This window comes from Sphingobacterium deserti, from assembly GCF_000757725.1.
Taxonomy (GTDB): Bacteria; Bacteroidota; Bacteroidia; order Sphingobacteriales; family Sphingobacteriaceae; genus Sphingobacterium; species Sphingobacterium deserti.
On record NZ_JJMU01000021.1, the window covers coordinates 72009 to 92291 of the forward strand.

At 44.8% G+C, this 20283-nt stretch carries 11 protein-coding genes; all 11 read right to left on the reverse strand.

What is annotated here, in order from left to right; translation table 11 throughout:
• Window positions 1-2 precede the first annotated feature (2 nt).
• On the reverse strand, window positions 3-923 hold the full coding sequence (locus DI53_RS05920) for a glycoside hydrolase family 43 protein (protein WP_037496602.1): 921 nt from the start codon (window positions 921-923) through the stop codon (window positions 3-5).
• Window positions 923-2323: a glycoside hydrolase family 140 protein gene (locus DI53_RS05925; protein WP_037496604.1), complete on the reverse strand. Its 1401-nt coding sequence runs from the start codon at window positions 2321-2323 to the stop codon at window positions 923-925. Before DI53_RS05925 ends, DI53_RS05920 begins: the two co-directional genes overlap by 1 nt.
• A 2-nt stretch (window positions 2324-2325) precedes the next feature.
• Window positions 2326-5340 carry a DUF6298 domain-containing protein gene (locus tag DI53_RS05930; RefSeq protein WP_206538005.1) on the reverse strand — a complete coding sequence of 1005 codons (3015 nt, stop codon included), beginning with the start codon at window positions 5338-5340 and terminating at the stop codon, window positions 2326-2328.
• Between the two features lie 444 nt (window positions 5341-5784).
• The gene (locus DI53_RS05935; protein WP_206538006.1) at window positions 5785-7395 is read right to left on the reverse strand and encodes a pectate lyase family protein; all 1611 of its coding nucleotides are present in this window, start codon (window positions 7393-7395) and stop codon (window positions 5785-5787) included.
• Between the two features lie 6 nt (window positions 7396-7401).
• On the reverse strand, window positions 7402-9039 hold the full coding sequence (locus DI53_RS05940) for a polysaccharide lyase (RefSeq protein WP_052072123.1): 1638 nt from the start codon (window positions 9037-9039) through the stop codon (window positions 7402-7404).
• A gap of 300 nt (window positions 9040-9339) precedes the next feature.
• Entirely contained in the window at window positions 9340-10308 is a 969-nt protein-coding gene (locus tag DI53_RS05945) for a hypothetical protein (protein ID WP_131555179.1), read from the reverse strand.
• Window positions 10309-10338: 30 nt separating this feature from the next.
• Entirely contained in the window at window positions 10339-12204 is a 1866-nt protein-coding gene (locus DI53_RS05950) for a RagB/SusD family nutrient uptake outer membrane protein (protein WP_037496610.1), read from the reverse strand.
• Between the two features lie 11 nt (window positions 12205-12215).
• Complete coding sequence (locus DI53_RS05955) at window positions 12216-15428, reverse strand: SusC/RagA family TonB-linked outer membrane protein (RefSeq protein ID WP_117624852.1); 3213 nt, start codon at window positions 15426-15428, stop codon at window positions 12216-12218.
• A 47-nt stretch (window positions 15429-15475) separates the two neighbouring features.
• Window positions 15476-17122 (reverse strand): DUF5123 domain-containing protein, encoded by a 1647-nt coding sequence (locus tag DI53_RS05960; RefSeq protein WP_081939396.1) that lies wholly within the window; start codon window positions 17120-17122, stop codon window positions 15476-15478.
• A 427-nt stretch (window positions 17123-17549) separates the two neighbouring features.
• Window positions 17550-17690 carry a hypothetical protein gene (locus tag DI53_RS20260; protein WP_157836750.1) on the reverse strand — a complete coding sequence of 47 codons (141 nt, stop codon included), beginning with the start codon at window positions 17688-17690 and terminating at the stop codon, window positions 17550-17552.
• Between the two features lie 546 nt (window positions 17691-18236).
• A complete protein-coding gene (locus DI53_RS05965) occupies window positions 18237-20261 on the reverse strand; it encodes a RagB/SusD family nutrient uptake outer membrane protein (protein WP_037496614.1) in 2025 nt (674 codons plus the stop codon).
• Window positions 20262-20283 lie beyond the last annotated feature (22 nt).

The window sequence follows — 20283 nt, forward strand, 5'->3', positions numbered from 1 at the left end:
TGTTATTCCTTTCCTTTTAGCAACTGTTTTAAATCTCGTTTTGAGGCTTTAAAAATAGTTCCGTGTTTATGTCCTTCAGGTACCCCTATTTTATGGTTTACCTTTTCAAAGTGTTTAAAATCTTTTGTGGCAACAGCTTCATAGCTTTTGCTGCCGTACGAGTCGAAATAAATCAGCCACTCGTTCCCTACTTTGACTACACTTGGCCCTTCTGTCAGGTAGTCCGAAAACGGGGCGGATACGTTTGTAAATGGCCCTAGTGGATTATCCGCAAAGGCCACCTTTAAGTTTCTGTTCGGGCGACTGTTGTCTTTCAGCACCAACACGTAATCGTCTTTTCCCTTCTTCACGATCACCGCATCAATGATGCTGAAACCCGGATCGGCAAAGAGCTTCGTCGGCGCGAATGTCTCGAAGTCCTTCGTCGTGGTGTAATACATCCGTTGGTTGTTGTCTTCTGCCTCGGCATCTTTCGGAAAACGATGTGGAATCGTTGAAGCCCAAATAATGACAAAACGATCTTCGTCTTCATCATAAAAAAGCTCCGGCGCCCATACATTGACGGTGGTCGGCTCATGCGCCATCACCGGAATAATTTTTTCCTGCTCCCAATGAACAAGATCTTTCGAACGGGCATAGCCGATGCCTTTATCGCCCTTCCAGGCGATGGTCCACACAAGATGGTACCAACCGTTTTTATCACGTAGCATAGACGGGTCGCGCATAATTTTTTGCGATCCCAATGTCGGTTTTAGGTAGACACCGGGAATCTCTTTCCAGTGATAGGCGTCTTCACTGTACAGGTAGCGAAGGCCTTCATTTGCAGGCTCACGAAACGATGTAAACAGGTAAACATCCCTTTGGCAGGATGCCAAGAGGGATGTCACTAACACAAAAACTAAAACCTTAATACTCAATTTCATTATATACTATCTAATATCAGCACCCAGTCGTTGCCGTCTTTCGTCTCTCCTTCAGGCTGGAAGCTTTGCACGCCCTTATTATCAAATTCGCCAATTTTTTTTGTTTCTCCATTACGCGGATTAAACCAAGCTGCTTCTACTTTATCGCCAGCAATCTTGCCCATATTGATTTTCATCTCGCGGCCGTTGTAATTGTATATAAAAGCGTATTTATTTGTCCGTGTTGCCAAGAGCTGGTTATACTTTTCGCCGTTATCTGCCACAATGCTCTGGTCAGGTACGCGCTCGAAGTAATCGCCACGAGAGAGCATCAGGTCTTTGATATATTTCATTTGCGTGGCACCTGGAGCTTGCAAAGCTTCTGTCCATAGCTCTTTCGAACCATAAGCCGTGGATGTATCAGACTGCGAATGCATCTGCATAACAGAGTTTTGTCCGTAGGTATACCCAAAGCCACCTGAGAAAACGGACCAATATCCATAGCGGCGAACATCTGCGGCTGTCCAACGTGGTTCTTTGATGTCATGCAATCCTTGTGGAATGCCTTCATAAGACGGTTCGCCGTCAATCGTCGGCTTAATCGGCGTACGCTTCCAGTCTGCGACCATAAACTTCCAATTATCTTCGCCGTAGTGCTTATCCTCGTTCTTGGACGTGTCCTGATCGTAGCGTCTATGCCCTGATTGTACCATGTTGAAGTCTAACCAAGATTCATCATGAAACCAGTCTGACGATGCAGTGCGTCCGCGTGGGTGAAAGGTCATTAAATGATCGGGATCGATGGATTTTATCGTCTTGCCGATTTCTTGCCAAACGGCGATAGAATCGGATCCTTTGATATCACCACCGTTTAACCAAATGATGTTCTTTTTTTCTTTCCAACGTTCGGCCAAAAAACGTGCATATACTTTTGCTTGTTCAACAGAAACCTTTCCGTCTTTCACGGGTGAACCCCACACAGGAACGAGCGCCATGTACAATCCTTTTTCAGCTGCCTTGTCGATGATGTAGTCGATATGGTCCCAGTAATCATACTCGTCCGCATTATCAGGATTATTGCCATCCGTAACTAGCGGGCGTGCAATATCCTTGTTAACGATAGATGAATCACCATACACATTTACAGAGGGCACGGTATGTAACACCATTGCCTGGATTACGTTAAACCCTTTATTCTTGCGATCTTCGAGATAGGTCTCCGCTTCATCACGGTTAAGTTTGTTAAACAATAACCAACCGGTATCGCCCAACCAAAAGAAAGGATCGCCATCACCTGTTGTCAGGTAACGACCATTTTCAGAAACCTTCAGTACATCGATTTCCTGTTTGTCTTGCCGAGACGTGCAGGAAAATAAAGCTCCCGCCAAAAGAATAGGTAACAGTTTTTTGCTAATCGTCATGCTTATTTTTTTGTGATCCAGAGAATTTCTGCTGTATTTTTATAATTTTTCAGTGTGGTGCTTTTTCCTAACTTCAGCGGCTCAGTATGAAGTATTTCTCCTGTTTTCGGGCTGATGTGCACTACGTTGTAATTGCCTTTCAGGCTTGAAAGATCCAAAGTGGTGCCTGCCTCGTTATTGTAGACAATGGCTCCCGAAGCACTTTTAAGCACCCAAGTATTGTTTTCAACATCAGCTTTCATGGTTGATGCTGCCTTATAGAAATCAGGATTATTTACGGCAGGAAGATTAGCCATTGATCCGCCGGCCATGAAGATCGCCCAGGCCATCTCGGGGTAGTTGTCACCATGATATAAAACGGCTTTATCCGGATTTTTAACGCGATACTCGGCTACTGCGCGATACACCTGCTCCGCTGATGTCTTTTTCGGTTTCAGCAAGCGAGCATGCTGGCGCGGCGCTAAGTTTTGGCCACCTTTCGGAGCATAGGCAGATCCATCCGCTTGGTAATGCCAGTAACGGATATCAATGATCTGAATTTCCTTTGCACGCTCTGGATCCGCTAAAATAGCATCTTGCACATCTTTGGTAGCGCTAAGTGCGATCATTGGCGTTTTGCCCGTCTCTTGCTTCCATTCTTTAATGACGTCGATCCAGAATTGGACGAAATGTAGCGGTCCGGTATATTCGGCGCTGATCATTTGGATTACGCCGGTATTATCTTTAAAATTATCTAAGCATTGGCGGATGTAAGCACGATGCAAGGCCCGACGTTGTGGGTGTGTCACATCATAAAATTGCTCGGCCATAAAGATGCGCTTGTCCCCCGCATAAGGCACCGGCTCCGGAAAGCCCACATCGTTAATGTTATTTGCCGTACGCCATGGAAAATCGGCATAGTGCGCGCCCGCTTCAATAATATTGTGCTGAAAATAGTTTTGATGGATCAGTACCAAACCTTTTTGATCAGCAACATCTGCAAACTCCTTTAGTCTGTTCCAGTAAAACTGATTGTATTTTGTCAGGTCATATTTCGACAATCCATCGTATGCCACTCCTTGGCCGCTCCGCGCAAAGGGAAGCTCATAAAACGGCGGCCACACTTCGCCATCCATGCGGCGAATGCGTTCGTGGTCGTCGCGGCGACGATCATACCAAAGCCCGTAGTTATGATCGATACTTAGGGTATGAGTAGCAAGCATACTGTCTGCTGTTGCAAGCAAGTTGTCCGTTAAGCCCAAACCTTCCTCTCCCGGCACAAAGCGGGTGATGTGCGGTTTTGCTTTTTCGACTCCATGTGCACGAGCGCTGCCGTTCCACCATTGAATATCTGATTTTCTCCCTACCAACACCTCATTGCCCCGAACCAACCAACCTTGGGCAAGCTTCATATCCGGAGCCATAGCAGGCGCTACCTTTTTAACCATAGGTAGCTGATCTACTGTCTTTAATCCCTTCAGATGATCAGCAAAGTTTTCGCGTTTGGAAGCCTGCGCGATAAAATCCTTCAACTGTAATACCGGCTCTGCCGCTTGCTTCGTCAATTCCATGGCCACATCAATCGATGGGCTACTCGAGGCTTCGCTAAGAACCGGAAGCAATACTGCTCTATCTTTTGCTTTGCCACCTAAACGCTCTTGTAATTGCGCATAGTATAGGCTTCGCGGCTTAATGTGTTCATTGGATTGATCCCAAAATCCATCGCCCTGGAATTGTGCCCAAACACCAAAAGCCCAATTTTGCGCTGTTGGCGGCTGAAAACATTCCACTAACGCGGCGCTACATTGCCAAAAAACGCTATTTGCGGCGGCCCATCCTGCACCTTGTCCATCCTGGCCGCGGTTTGCAAAACTGAGCGCCTGTGCATCAATATCGATCACATCAAATAGTACTCCTGATGCCCAACTATCGACAGCGCCACTAAAGCTATGCGGTTCTATAGCCTGGCATTGCACAAAAGCGTTCGGGCCTGCGGCCAAGTAGCCTACGGCGAAATCATGGTAGCCGTTTTCGGCGTATAGTCGTTGAAATAAGGTCTGCTGACCTTTCGTATAAAAGGTGTACCTGCGCTGACCACCAATCTCTGATACGGGCGCTAGGGACAAACAATCTTGCACCGTGACCTTGCTGGAAGTCGCTAATGCATAAACGGCGGAGCCAGCAAAATGCTTAAATTGTATACTGCGCACCCAGACATTTGTGGCGTTTTCAATACTGATCACCATCCAACGGTGATCCTCGTCTTTTGGATTAGCCTGATCGAAAGCTGAAGTGAGGTTCATATTTTCCACCCCTATTTGCGCGATTCTGCCCGACCATGTGGATTTTTGAATGCTAGATACACCGAAGGCTTTGTCCAACGCTGTCGTAAGAGGCGCATCAATAACAATTTTATTACCGTTGATGGCTTTGATCTGGCGATGCCATACCACATCACGCTGACCGGGTTTCCATCCTAATGACGTTATTCCGCCACCGAAATGATCCGTTCCCAAAGCTTTTATCCAGGATTCACTGGAAGGGCGGGTTATTTCAATCGCATCGCCTACCTTATAGGCTGCGGCGTTAGTTACCGTAAAGCTCATGGCGTTGACGGGAACGTATTGATCTGTAATTTCTTGTTGTAAGGTATATTGGCGATTATCCTTACCAGCTATTCGAATTAACGTTTCGCGAGAGGTGCCCGCTCCAAAGAGCGTTGTTCCTTTGTCGCCAAAGCCTGCGCCGCGCAATACGACACCATCACTATGCAACGTTAAGGATCCCATGATCTGGTATGTACCCGCTTCAAGCAAAACGGCACCGCGAAATCCGTCTTTATCAACGGGAAGCTGTGCTACATAATCGATAGCGCGCTGTATACGTGCCGTTGCATCGCCATCTTTTAGAGGCACTAGAATTTTAGCTTTTACAAATGGAATGGCGTTTTCGCCACCTGCATAGCCCGCGTAGGAAAAATCGGGAATGCGATTACCTTGCGCGTCAGCGGTATAAAGGAGGGTGTTATCTTTTTGCAAAGTTATGGGCGAGAGCTGCTTCTGCGCATATCCTACAAGACATGCGCCGAAAACAACCAGAAAAATGGATACCAATTTTCTAACACACAAACTACTATATACAAAAATTTTTCCCAACGTAAAAGCGAATTAATAAGGCTTATAAAGCTAATTATAAAGAAGTTACCGGATCGAACATTTCGTTATTTATATAAAAGAAATGGGGATAATCTGTCTTTATTGCTATTACAAACATAGCTAAAAAGGGATGTCGATGGTTGTATTATTTTCTCTAGCTATTGTATCATTTTAGCTGTTGGGTAAGGGTAAACTGGCTAAAACCGCCTATAGCGATAATAGTATCGTATAGGATTAGCTAAACACGATGGCGGGTTGACAAAGAAAAAGGGAGACTGGATTGAAATTTTCAATCCAGCCTCCCTTTTTAATGATCTATTGCGTTGCTTATGGCTTGACCTGTTTTAAAGGAACCACACTATTCAAATAATTTTCTATATGCGCATAGCCATTATCGCTAATTTGAGCTGCATCCTTCGGATCACGCGGGTTTAACCCCATTTTGCGTTCATAATCATCTGGAAGACCATCATTGTCCGAATCTTTGTAGGGCTTTCCTTTATATGTTGGATAGCCCCCTACTTGGCTAATATCCGTGATAATTCCTTGTTTATAAGAATCTGCCGGCAACCTCCGTTTTACGTAAGGTGAGGGAGCAACAGGAGTTTTTGGCTCTTGGTAAAAGACCTTTCCGGTCTTAACTTGCTTCACAATACGTGCATCTACAGCATCACGTTTCGGCAATATCGCCCCGACATTTTCCAATACATACGCGTATGATTCCTGGGCTGACATAATTTTGCCAAACGCTGCGAGCGGAAATGGATCATTTACCTTAATCTTCGCCAATACAGAAGCATCGGCATCGGGCTGTACCCCCCCATCCCAATTGTCTTTCGTCACTTTCGCATTACCTTCGATAATATTGCCTTGTACATAGGCTTTACCGAAGGTGTTGGCAAACTCCTTATCCCGACCCGATTCAGGTTTTAGTATCCTATAGGAAATAGGTTCGCCGACAGGCGTTATCGGACCAGGCTTGTAATAGTTATTAATAAAATTGTACAACGAACGATGATCGCCGCCATCGGCTGTGCGATTCCACCAGTTCCAGACCACGTTATTGACAAACCCAAAATCGCCATACATACCAACGGAGGGATTTCGGCTGATGTTGGATGCCCAAAGATTACGCATAAACGTACTGTTCAAACCCCCGATCGTACTACCAAAAGAGTGATTATAGGTATCTAATGCTTCCGAAAAAATAGAATTTTGGATAGTAATATTTACTGTAGGTAATTTAAGGTTTTGTCCCTCACGATCGTAGACATGCCGATACATAGACATGTTTTCATCCAACCCCCAGCTGGCAGATACGTGATCGATGATAATATTTCCCACGCCATTACCACCCAGCGCGTCATCGCGCCGCGTCACATCTGTCGTTCCGCGGCGAAAACGCATAAAGCGAACAATCACATCATGCGTATCAATCAAAAAGGATTCACCGGCAACGCATACGCCATCGCCCGGCGCGGTTTGTCCGGCGATAGTGATGTAAGGTGCTCTGATCGTAATTGGGTTTTCCAACTGTATGATACCTGCTACATTAAACACAATGATCCTAGCTCCACCACTTTCGCAAGCTTCGCGCAATGTCCCCGGTCCACTATCGGCAAGGCTAGTCACCACCATAACCTTACCACCTCGTCCGCCTGCCGTATAGGCTCCACCTCCTTCAGCACCCGGGAATGCGAGAATCTTAGCCTGTGGCAAATCTTTTGGTTCCGCAGCATTTGGAATGAAAGGTCTACCTTCCTGCTTCATTACCTTCTGTGCTTCTTCCCAAGCCTTGTCGGCACGCAATTGCCCTAACTGTTCCCGTTGTGCGGCGATGGCCTTCAACGAATCAGGAACAACAGGATATTGCGCTTGCGCTAAGTGGGGCAATGCAAAGACCAAAGCCAACATGCCGGTTTTAAACGTGATCTGCATTGTAATTTATTTTGAAGCGAGGTTATTTAGATAAATCTCGATATTAGCGTAGCCTGACTCCGTGATTTTCGCCGCGTCGCTAGCATCTTTCGGATTCAAGCCCATTTTTAGTTCCACATCGTCAGGGATACCATCGTTATCGGAATCTTTGTAGGATTTCCCTTTGTAAGTTGGGTAACCTCCTACCTGTGAAATATCGGTGATGATACCTATTTTGTATGAATCCTTTGCTAAACGACGGTGTTCAAAATCTTTCTCAGGCAACTTTACATTTTTTAACGGCGTAGGCTTCCCATCGCGCACTTCCTTCACAATACGCAAATCTACCGGATCACGTTTTGGTAAGGTTGCTCCTGCATTTTCAAGTACATAACTATATGAATCTTTTGCGCTCATAATCCTAAACTCCGCATGCGGAAAAGGCTTAGCTGCTTTCATTGCGGCAAAGTATGGTGTAGCTTCTTCGAACGTCATACCTTTACCTTCTTTGTTTTCCACCTGCACGCCGCCGTTCCAATTGTCGGAAGTTACTTGATCATTTCCTTCTACAATATTACCCGCTACGTAAGCGCGGCCAAAAACAACATAAGGCAATTTACTCCGCCCGGATTCCGGTTTTAAAATGCGGTAACTGATGGGCTGCCCGGCCGGCGTGGCGGGGCCTGGTTTAAAATAGTTATTAAAAATATTGTATGTGGCTTGATAGTCGCCACCATCGATAGCTCGATGTACCCAGTTATAGATAACGTTATTCGCAAAATTGAAAATACCATTCCAACCAATAGATGGATTACGAGCTGCGTTGTTCGCCCAAAGGTTACGCATGAACGTACAGTTTTCACCGCCTAAGGTACTTCCAAAAGCGTGGTTCCAGGTATCTAATGCTTCCGAGAAGATCGAATTTTGAATCGTGATATTTACTGTACCGCGTTTCTCTTCCTGTTTACCGGTGCTATCGTTATACATGTGTCTGTACATGGACATATTTTCATCAAGCCCCCAGCTGGCAGAAACGTGATCGATCATGATGTTTCCGACTGGATTACCGCCGATGGCATCGTCACGCCGACCTACAAAGGTTTCTCCACGACGGAACCGCATGTGGCGTATAATTACATCGTGTGTATCAATCCACACCGATTCTCCGGCCACACACACCCCATCGCCGGGCGCGGATTGACCCGCTATGGTGATGTACGGCGCGCGAATCATTAAGGGCGTTTTCAAACGGATAATACCTGCAACGTTAAATACAATGATTCGTGGCCCACCTTGTTCGCAAGCTTCACGTAACGAGCCGGGGCCGTTATCTTCCAAACTTGTTACCACGATAACACGGCCACCTCGACCACCAAATGCATACTTGCCTCCACCTTCCGCTTCTGGAAAGGCTGGAATTTCTGCTTGTGGCAAATCAGTAGGGCGGCCCGCCCAAGGGATATAAGGCTTTCCTAGTTTGGCGTACTGCTCGATAACAGGCAATGCCTTCGCCCATGCTGCGTCAGACTGCTTTCTTGCAGCGCTCATCATATCATCTGAAGCCTTTTTGACTTCAGCTGGAATTTTTGGGTATTGTGCACTTGCCTTGAACGTCACCAAACAAGCAAACACCATTAACATAAATGGAGTTACTAAAAATCTCATTTTTTGAATTTTAATTAAAATTTGACATTGTTTCCTTTCCTACTCACCCATCCGTTGAGGCACACAGATATGGCCTCATTTATAAATGGCATAATCAAAGTAACGCAGATTTTTACCGTGTAAAATAGCTTAGGTTATCATATCATTCTAGCATATTAGCATAGAAGGGTTGACTGTTGTCGATAAAATAAGCAATATTATACATGATTGTTACAATGATATGGAAATCCCCATCAGCAAGATTACTGAGGGGGATTTGTATCGCTACCATATTGCCACCGCGATGTGGCACTAACGCTCTTAATTTTGGATTTTGGTACTGATGCTCAGGTATTCGTTATTAGCCGCATCAACCGTGCTCTGATTAATAAGTATAGCGCCATATTTTCCTTCTGGTGTTAAAAAGTATAGCAAGGTACCTGCGTTTAAGGCAGTTGTAAATTCCGTCAGGTTTGTTTGCGTTTGGTTAATGTTTTGCTTCTTAGCTTCCTCCTCTATTCTGCTGGATGAAACCAATGTGGTATTAAAAATTCCACTTGGCCCGCCCGCATTTCTGATGGGTGCACTAAATAACGTTCTGCGCTTCGTCCAATTCGACAGGTCAAAAGAGGGATATGGATTGGGTTCCGCAGATACGGAATATAAATTAAACACTAGACGACCCAAATTTGCTTGCGTTTGATCTATTCGTGCATAGATACCAAAATCGATATCCGACGAATTTGCTAAACCCTCAGCATAAGTATACGCTTTCCCTTGTGCAATTGCATAAAAAGTTGGCAGTTCCGGCTTATCGGCGTTGGGGCGGTAAACCTTTCTATCTGCCAAAATGGTATAGCTAGGCGCGCCCTCTATGGTTACCGATTTATAACCATCCCCCATGTACACATTCTTTTCGTCCAATGCAAAAATACGAAATGTAGCCCGGCCATCTCGCCGCATCTTAAGGCGAAGTCTACCGCTGTATGACCTTCGTTCATTGCTCTGTAAGATAACTTCATTTCGCTCGTTTGATCCGCCATTACCCGTGGTCGATTCCACGACGATCTTCATCATGTCTCGATTCGCCGATGTAATGGTGAAACTGATATGCACACTATCGCCATCATTGTATTTTCTATAGTCCGTAACCGAATAATCACTATCGTCGTGATACGTTACCTTGACGTCGTCGAACATGTTAAAAATGTTATCTGACTCCACACGACATGACGCCAACGTAGCCAAGGCAAGGACGCTCATAAAAGCCAATATTTTTCTCGTTGTCATATTTCCTGATTAGTTTTTTTGAATACCGTATTAATTATCCAAAGGATCAAAAGTTCCTCCAGCCCAGCCAATCGTCGGGTAGATATCAACTCCTCGCCAAACAAAATCATTATGGAAGGTATAAAAATTGTGATATTCCGGAATGTTTATAGAACCAAAGCCTGTAGTTTGTTGTTGGATGGACATTCTAAAATTCTGCTGATATTGCGCTTTGTTCTCCACATTGATGTTGTTTCTACTGCCTGCATTTAGCGCTGCTGCATCGACACCTGGCTGCAGTTCAATGCGAATTGTTTCTAACGATTCGCCCGATAGCAGGTGCCACCTTCGCGTACGGCGTAGATCAGAATTGCGCTTATTTTCAAAGGCAAATTCAATCATGCGTTCATTCAATATTAGATCGCGCATGTCTGCTATACTTGCGGCGCTTCCAAGACCGTAGTCATTGTTCCCGACTTCAATACCAGCGCGCTGTCTTAGTGTGCGAACCATATTTTTTGCTGTGGCCATATCGCCTGTTTCGTTGGCACAGTCGGCATAATTAAGCATGACCTCCGCCAAACGCATCTCAATCCAATCCATACCGCTACCACCGACATCGTTTGCCAATGGAACATTGGAGGCAGGTAGCGTAGGCGTCGTAAACTTCTTGGTATATATACCCCAGTTGGCGCTTTCCGCGATCCCATCCACAGTGGCCCCCACATACGTCCACTGAATTCTATTAACGCCTTTATTACTTAGCGGATAAACACTGCCATTGTGCGCAAATGTAGCTGTAAAGCGAGGGTCACGATTTTGCCAAAACATGACCGCGTCGTAGCTGTAGTTGCCAGCTTGATCAATGCGATTACCGTCTTTCATCGGATACGCCTGGAGCAATTTCCAAGTTGCTCGGTAAGCCCGATCAGGCGCTCCACCCTCTGATTCTGGACGGTTCTTTCGTTCTTCGTTGTGTCCTCTTTTCGGGAGTGTCGCGGAATAAGATCTGGAAATAATTGCTTCCTTGTTTGCTGCCCCTTTTGTTCGCCAAATCTCGGCATAATCGGCAACTAAGCTATGTCCCTTGGTCACACACAAGTCGTAGGCTGCCTTATTTGCTTCTAAGGCGGCTTGCCATCGTGATGCGTCGTAAGGATGCTTCGGATCGTTCAGCGGATTGAACTGCGGGCTAGCCCAGTATAAAAGCGCCTTTGCCTTCAGCGAGGCCGCCGCTTCTTGGGTAATACGCCCAAAATCGGCGCCTGCATAGGTTACCCCTTCCAGGTAGTCTACCGCCTTTGTCAAGTCGTCAATAATAACGTCAAAACACTCGCGCGCGCTCGCTCTTCCTCTCGCCTGTAAATTTTGCGGGTCCTGAGGTTCCAGCACTAAAGGGGTTCCACCATATATTTTCACCAATTCTAAATAGACCATGGCTCGCATAGCATGGTATTGCCCCAGAAACCGACGCTTTGCGGTTTCACTTATGGTACTTTCAGGGAGGAATTTTATCGCATTGTTACATCGTGCGATATCCATATAGCGGTTACTGCCATAATTCAACGTGTAGATGTTTCCCACGTAAAATACATCATGGTTATGAAGCGCTTCTCCATTGATTCCCATGGCGCGCGCAGCATGTCCCGCGACAGAGGCGAAATAGTTTTCGTCATTTGCTAAATGTATCTCCCACCGATTTGGGATCACTTGATGTGGCCATTTGGGAATAATGAGTTCGTAAGTTTTGTTCAAGTGGAAGTCTATCGAACCCTCAGAGTTCCAAACCACATCGCTGCCTAGACCGTTACGATCCTCCAACAAGAAAAATTTATCATCGTTACAGGCCGTGAGCATGCCAGACATCAGCAGGATACCGAGACCTTTTCTTACTATCGTCTTTATATTTGTTTTCATCACAATTTCGTTTATAAACCAGCACTAAAACCAATTGATATCGTGCGCACCGTTGGATAGTTATACGCATTATTCGTGTACGGATCCTTATAGCTAAATGGATTCACCAATGTCCAGAGGTTATTACCCGTTAGCAAGATGCTTGCATTGGACAAACCGACGCGTTTGGTGGCAGTCGCTGGCAGCGCATACTTTAACGTCATGTTGTTGATCCGTATCGTCGTCGCATTCAACGCCCAAAAATCTGCATTTACACCAATAAGGGGATCATCCGCACGAGGAAATGTTCCTTCCATAGGATTATCGGGCGTCCACCGATCTCTCCAAAACGCCATCACATTCCGTGTCGTTGTCGGTGCCGATCTAGAATTTCCATCAATAAACACCTTGCCTCCAAATCTACCGAAGATATTTGTACTCAAGCTTAACGCTTTGTAGCCTAAGTTGAGCGTAATCCCTGTTGAGAAGAAGGGATTTGTGCGATCAAATAGATACGTCTGATCCTGTGTCGTAACAACACCATCTCCGTTAACATCTTCATAAATCAACCAACCGGGTTGCGGGACCTGTCCACCAATGCGGTAATTCGGATTTTCACGAAGGTATGCATCCACCTGCTCCTGTGTGCGGAACATGCCTAATACCTTATACCCAACATTGCTGCTATTGTAGCGTCGCGGATCTGTACCAAATTGATTCCCAAGCCAGTTGCCATCCGAACGATCAGTTACTAGATAACTCGCTGGTGCAAATAGCATCTGTGTCACCACAGAATTTCCCCATCCAAAGTTCATACTTGTACCGATCCTAAAGTCTTTGCCTACACGGGTGTTATAGCCGATGGAGAACTCAGAGCCCCAGTTATATGCTTCCCTGTAGTTGACGGGAGGTGCAATAATACCCGAATATAGTGGGTTGGATGTCACACCGCCTTGATCAAAACCATCATAAACCTTATTCTGGAAAAACTCCGCAGCAAAATTTAATTTATTGTCTAGCAAAGTGGCTTCCACACCAACATTGACGGTGCGCTTTTTCTCCCAGGTTATGGAAGGGTTGGGATAAGCGGTAGGATTTAGGCCTACACCATACCTTTCGCCAAAAAGATAGCCGTTATCATTATCTATGGCATAGCGATCTTGCCACAACCTGTCGGCCACGCGATCGTCTCCTGCAATCCCCACGTTTGCCTTCAGCTTTAAGAAGTTAATGAACGAGACATTATCTTTAAAGAAGCCTTCTTCACTCACTACCCATCCTAAACCAACGCTTGGAGACAAACCCCAACGCTGACCCGTAGCGAAATTAGATGATGCATCAAGACGAGAAACAATCTGCAGAAGGTATTTCTTATCATAATCATATGCAAGTCTACCGAAAAATGATCGCTTCGTACTTTCCGCAATCGTTCGTACCGTCCGCTGTGTGTTGATGTCGAATGCCCAATATTCATCAGAGCCAGCAATCAACTGATTGATATAGCGGGATGATAGACCTTCTCCATAAGCCATGGTCTGCTCGCCGCCGACTACCCCATCAATACTGTGTTTGCCGAACGTGTTTGCATAGGATAATGTAACAAAACCTTGGGTACTATTCAAACGAGATACGGATGTTGTCAAATCGGCACTCTGTTGGGTGACAGGCTGGTATTCTGGGTTCGACGTTAGTTGTGTGGAGTAGAACTGTTGGTTATTACCCATGGTGACAAACGTATACAAATTGTACGGTGGGGAATATTGTGTATTGTTGTTAGTCTCGCCGCCTGTAGACACCTGTATTTTTGCCGTGAAGCCTTTCAGAAACTTTGGTTGGTAGGACAAGCTTGCATTCACGCGATAATTCTGTGCATTTCGCTCATCGTAGAATCCCGAATTAATGAGACCCAAAGGATTACGCGTTCCCGTACGTGCGAAATTAACCGGTAAACCGTTGATTTCCATAGGAATCCAATCTGGCGTGGAAAGCAATGTTTCAAAAAAAGTTTGGTCAGTATCATTGCCTAATCCATTGTTGCTTTTGCGAATACGGTTATCAATATTGAAGTTCACATCTGCTTTTAAGCCATCAATGATCGTTGCCTGCATCCCACTACGCAGTGTGTATTTATCCTGTTTGGTGCCGGCGTAGTTGCCATTTTCATTCTGATATCCACCGCCTACGAAGAAGGTAATTCTCTCGGAACCGCCAGATATACTCAGGTTGTGACGTTGCGTCAAAGAAGCTTGCCAAAGTTGGTCATACCAGCTATCTGCATTCAATCCCTGTAGGTATTTTAGATCATCATTACTAAAGTATCTATCAGCAGAGGCATTGTTCATTCTATATCCTTCGTTCAGCATGACACCCAGCTCATAGGCCGATAACATATCGGGTTTTCTAGCGGCATCCGTAATCCCGGCGTAGCCGTTATAGGAAATACTTGGTTTGCCAACTTTACCGCGTTTAGTGGTCACTAAGATAACCCCTTTTGCACCCGAAGCTCCATAAATCGCGGCAGATGCATCTTTCAACACCGTAATATTCTCAACCATGGAGGCATCGAGGTTATCAAAAACATCACTGCTCACTGTAATCCCGTCAATAATATACAGCGGCTCACTGGTCGACCCGATGGACTGACCAGCAGCACTCGTGGTCGAATTACGGACATTCAAAGAAATACGCGCACCTGGACGGCCGGAGGCTTCCGACACGCCAAGCCCTGCTATACGATTACGCAACGCTCCGGCAATATTTGGAGCTGGAATATCCATTAGCTCCTCACCTTTTATTGTAGCCACCGATCCAACAATTTCCGAACGCTTTTGCGTACCATATCCGGTGACAACCACCTCATCGATTGCAGCGCTTGATTCCTCCAGTGCTACGGTGATGTCTTGTTGACCTGCTACATTGACTTCCAGCACCTTGTAGCCCACAAAGCTGACCACGATATAAGGATTTTCCGAAGGCACATTGATACGAAAGGTACCGTTTTGATCTGTTCGAACGCCAGCCTTCGAGCCTTTTACAAGTACCGTAGCGCCAGCAATAGGTTTGCCATTGATATCCACAACTCTACCCGTAATGTTAACAAATAGCGCTGCCTTAGACGTATAATCACTTACAGTTTTTTCAGCGGAAATTCCTGCCATCGGCGTGGAAAGCACGCATGCCAACGCCAATCCCTTAACCAATGTCCGAAAAGAAGTTGGTAAATTTATAGTGTTATTTAGCATCATTAAATTAGTTTACCCTTGAATAATATTATAACTAAAAGCATCTCCGCTTATGGGCGCCATCTTGGATCCCCCGCACTGTTAAAAGTGGGATTTCGGATCGTAAAATTCCGCGCTGCAGGATCTTGGAAAATGTTAGTTGACGATGTGTTAGCGGCGCTGAGAATGTTTAGTATTTGTCCTTTGACATCAGATGTGACAAAGCTGTTCGTCACGGTGACAGCCATACTTGAATTTCCGCGTATATTCACATCCCCATAAGACGCACCCGCACCAACTATACTGTTACTTATACTAAGTCCCCCTGTAAAGGTTCCGTCATTCATCAGATCATAAAACCGCCCACTTCCCACGTTGTAAAATGTCACATTATTGACCGCGCAGGAGTTTCCGTGATTGGTCCTTTTATTAAGCTGGTTATAGATAAAACGCTGTGAATTTATGACGGTGCTGTTCGTGATGGAAATATCCTTGAAAGCTGCATTTGCATTCGCATTACCGACACATGCCACTCCTAGGTCATTAAGATCTTGAATGATGCAATTGTTAACAACATACCTTGACACTTCAAAAAACACGGTGTTCGTTGTAGCGGTAATACGAGCCACCCCCTTATGATTTGAAAGTATACAGTTTTCAAACTCAATTTTACCAACTTTTCCTTCCGCAGATATGTTAAATACATATCCGGATTGGCTGCTGCTTATCCTAACATCATCAAACTTAATAGAGTCTATCGTACCAACAGGTTGTACGTTCAGGGATGAAGCGATCTGAATATGCGCTGGTTCACCAAACCCGGGCTCACTCATAATCGTAACTGAACGATCAAATCTGTAACTTGTCGGAAACGTGTACGTCACACCGCGTTTGAGCACGAGCTTCGCTCCGGGAGCTGCATTTGGTAGCGTTGATACCAATACCAGCGGATCAGCAGAACCTCGTAAATCCGTATAGCCCGCACCGGTCACATCGGGTTTAGTACGGAAGGATTGCCGCCCCCTTCTTTGAAGGCCTCTTTCTCCAACTGCCAGGTAGAGTTCCGCACGTAAACTTTCGCCAGCAGGCAGGTCGTTCACTGTAGCTAAGCCATCTTTTTTCTGCTCATCTGTCAATACGAGCTCTTTACGAAATCCTGAACTCTCAGACACCAACACCAACGTTGTAACCTGTGAAGCGGGAATCCAGCGTAACCTAGCAGCAACATCGATGACATCACCCACTTTAGAAGGTTTAAAATAACTGATCTCTGGCAACACGCTAAACGTTCTAGCACTGGTGCTGCTCACGTAATTCACCCACGCCGAACCAGACATGCTTGGAGTCGCAACAGTTCTGACGCGCGCATAGTAACTTTGGTAAGGCGTCAGCGTTTCTTTTCCTATTGTAAACGTCAAAGAATCCTGAATAACTTTTATCGCATCAGGATCCATAAATTCAGCATCCTTTGCGACTGTAATTTCGTACGATACTTCCGGTGCCGGACGATCGCCTTCCCACGTCTTTAAAGCAGGCTCCCAGCTAAACGTAACAGATGTATCGGCATGCAACATTTGCACAGCACCATTAAAATTAGTCAAACTGAATCGATCACCAATTGTTGCTTCTTTCTTGCAACCGCTAATTCCAACGGCAACTATGCACAAAAACAACATTTGATAAAATAGCCTCATTGGATTAATCTCTTGAAATCTCATGATAATTAGGTTATTTAATTAAATTTAAATTTTGATATCTATCTAAAAAAGAAAAATAAAATAATTGATATATTCTTCGTAAGCACAAAAAGCTAAACTTCTAAAGTGCCAGGTTGAAGGGTCATTGGGTTAGTTAAAATCGTATGATCACGATACTTTACATAACTATTGCAAACTGTGTGCAAGATTTTTATGCTCCGATTGTTCTCATACTAAACAGTAAATCTTTGTATCTCATAATAACTAGGTTTATATAATTAACTTGATATAGTGCCCTCCTGTCAACCCAAGGTTAGAAAACCACTCTTCCCAAATAGAAAAGATTATCGGTTTATCTAGATATCTGTACAACGTTGTGGTTAGCTACAAAGCATACATGAACATCGATCGCATTAGGCTACCGTTAAAGCACTCTTTTTTTATTTTTTTATTTGTTCTCCCCATTCACGCCGCATACTCTCCTATCGTATCCGTCAATTGCTAGATCAAGCTGTGTAGCCTGTCTTGCTATCGACAAATTTTCAGCTACCTGCAGAAAAATAAAGTCAGTCCCCTGCATATCTCTCATCTATTTAAATTTCCCACACTTCGTAAAGATTTCATAGGATATTAATTTAACATTATTCAGATTGTACTGGGAATCTTATAAGCTGCATTACAAATCCCAATGAATCTATAATTGATTATTTCAAAGTAACGCATTCTTTACAGGGAAATTGTATAAGCGATTATCTATTTATTATACGATATTATCAGCTACCCATATAGGATTCGATAGCAACCGAAAAAACTCCCCTCCCTTTATTTCAGCTCAAATATTCTTGAATTTTCCGCTATTGACTGCCGTAATAAAACCCTGTTAAAGTGGATGTTTGACGAATCAAATATATGAATATCCCGAGATCTGTAGGCTTATATCCTACAATCATTAGGTTAACGATTTAGCGCTCACAAAAAGCTAGATTTGTTAGATTTTTTTCACGTAATCGTGTATCATATTATCCTAAAACGTAACGATACTATTGCGGAACCTCTACGGTGCACGCTTGCCACAAAAAAAACGAGGCGACATAACTTGTCAACCTCGTTTCCTTACTTATAAAGATTCGTAGTTTTACAGTAGGGGGTCGAAATTTCCGGCGCTACCGAGGTTATTCCAACCTTTTGTTTGTTCTAAATAGGGTGAAGCATCCATGACATTTTGATGGATACCGAAGTAATAATATTCAGGGTACCACTGAAACGTCCAACGCGGAGATGCATTTGTTCTATCCAAATCATCTTTCACGCTTACCTCAAAATGGTTATCATAGAGATAGTCCAGGTATTGCTCGTACGTTGTGATTCCTGCTGGATAGGTTGTCGCGTTCCGGTTTGCTACGGGTGCATTGCCACCATTAGCGAGCAAAGGATCAGCCACACCGAAATACTCGCCGCCAGCTGTTTTAACTTTTATAGTATAGCCTGTTCTACGGGTACCATTCAGCACGGGAATGCCCAGTCTTGAGTTCATCCCTGTTGCGTCATCAAACAGCATCCAGCGTCTCAGATCGTAAAAACGCTTGCCTTCGTAGGCAAACTCGATTTTACGTTCATTAAGCACAGCTTTAAATAGTTGATCGCGGCTCGCAGCCACATTAGCAAGTCCATACGAACCATCATTGTTCTCAAGCCCAGCACGTTCTCTGATGGCAACGATACCCTGTAGTCCCTCGTTCAATCGACCAATACCTATTGCGCTCTCTGCAAGATTTAAAACTACTTCTGCAAAGCGGAGTTCCATAAAGTCCGTGCCACTGGCCTGGAAGTTATTAATAACGTTACTTGCTCTTAAATTGGAAGCTTTACATATATAGATTCCGCTCGCGTTGGCACCTCTCGTCTCGGTTGATGTATAGGCCGTGCTCGGGCTGTTATTCCGCTTCCATCCATAGGTCCAAATTTTAAAGTTGTCATCACCTCCGTAAGGCCAAATCGCACCATTATACGCAAATGATTTATAGAAACGAGGGTCTCTATTTTTGTAAAACTTATTGGGATCGTAGGTATACTCAGAGGTATTATCATCAATAGCCTTTCCATCTTTCATCGGGAAGGATTCAACAATCTGTCGAGTTGGCGACACAGATCCAGCACCGTTTATTTCGCGTGGACGGATCGCCTGTTCCCAGCCATTGTTTTTATTGGAGTTACCCCCTACCGCAAAGTCATTAAAACCGTAGACAATAACTGCTTCTGGATTATCCTGCTCCTTGAACCACATTCTTCCCCATGCATCACCATTTTCTAAACTTCCTTCTCTAAAAAGTCCAAAACCATTCTGCTCTAATAGTTCCTTTGCAGCAAGGTTAGCATCATAGGCCTGTTGCCATCTTTCGGCATTGTCATTTGGATTAAAAAGTGGGCTTGCCCAGGTCAACATGACGCGACCGCGCAAGGCTGCCGCTGCACCACTTGTGATGCGTCCCCAATTAGGGCCATCCCACCTACCTGGCAACAAGGCAATAGCCTGATCCAAGTCTGCGTTGATCTGTGCGATGGTTTCCGTTGTTGAGCTCCGCGGAATAGAATTTTCTTCGTTACTTTCCACCGTCGGAATTTGTGCTTCCAAAACTATTGGTACACCCCCGTAAAGGCGCATAAGCTCGAAGTATTGCCAGGCACGCCAAAAATACAGCTGCCCTTTAAGCGGGTTTTTTATATCATCCTCCATACCGTATTTGTCTACTTCAGTCAGGAACATATTGATCTGCCGCAGGCGGGTCCAAGTATTATTGCTGATATTTGTGCCCATACGTTGGCCGAAATATTTGTTAGCGTGGTTGTTGATATTGGATATTACTGGCCAAATTTTATTGTAATCGGTTTCTCCCGGCAACTCGTCGCTAGTTTGTGCGAAGACGGTATTGTACGAGCCATTTTCGGAAGCCGTTTGCGTAGTCATAAAGCCCGTTCCATTATTCGCTGGTTGAAATAGTCCGTAAACATAATTCACATAGGCTTGCGCTAAAACAGGGTCTTGAAAAACGTCTTCATTCGCAGCAACAAGATCACGCTTCTCCTCTAAAAAATCAGTAGAGCATGAGTTTGCAAACAAGGTAAGGGATAAAAATAGGGATATATATATATGCTTCTTCATTAGTCTTTTCCTTTCGTTTAAA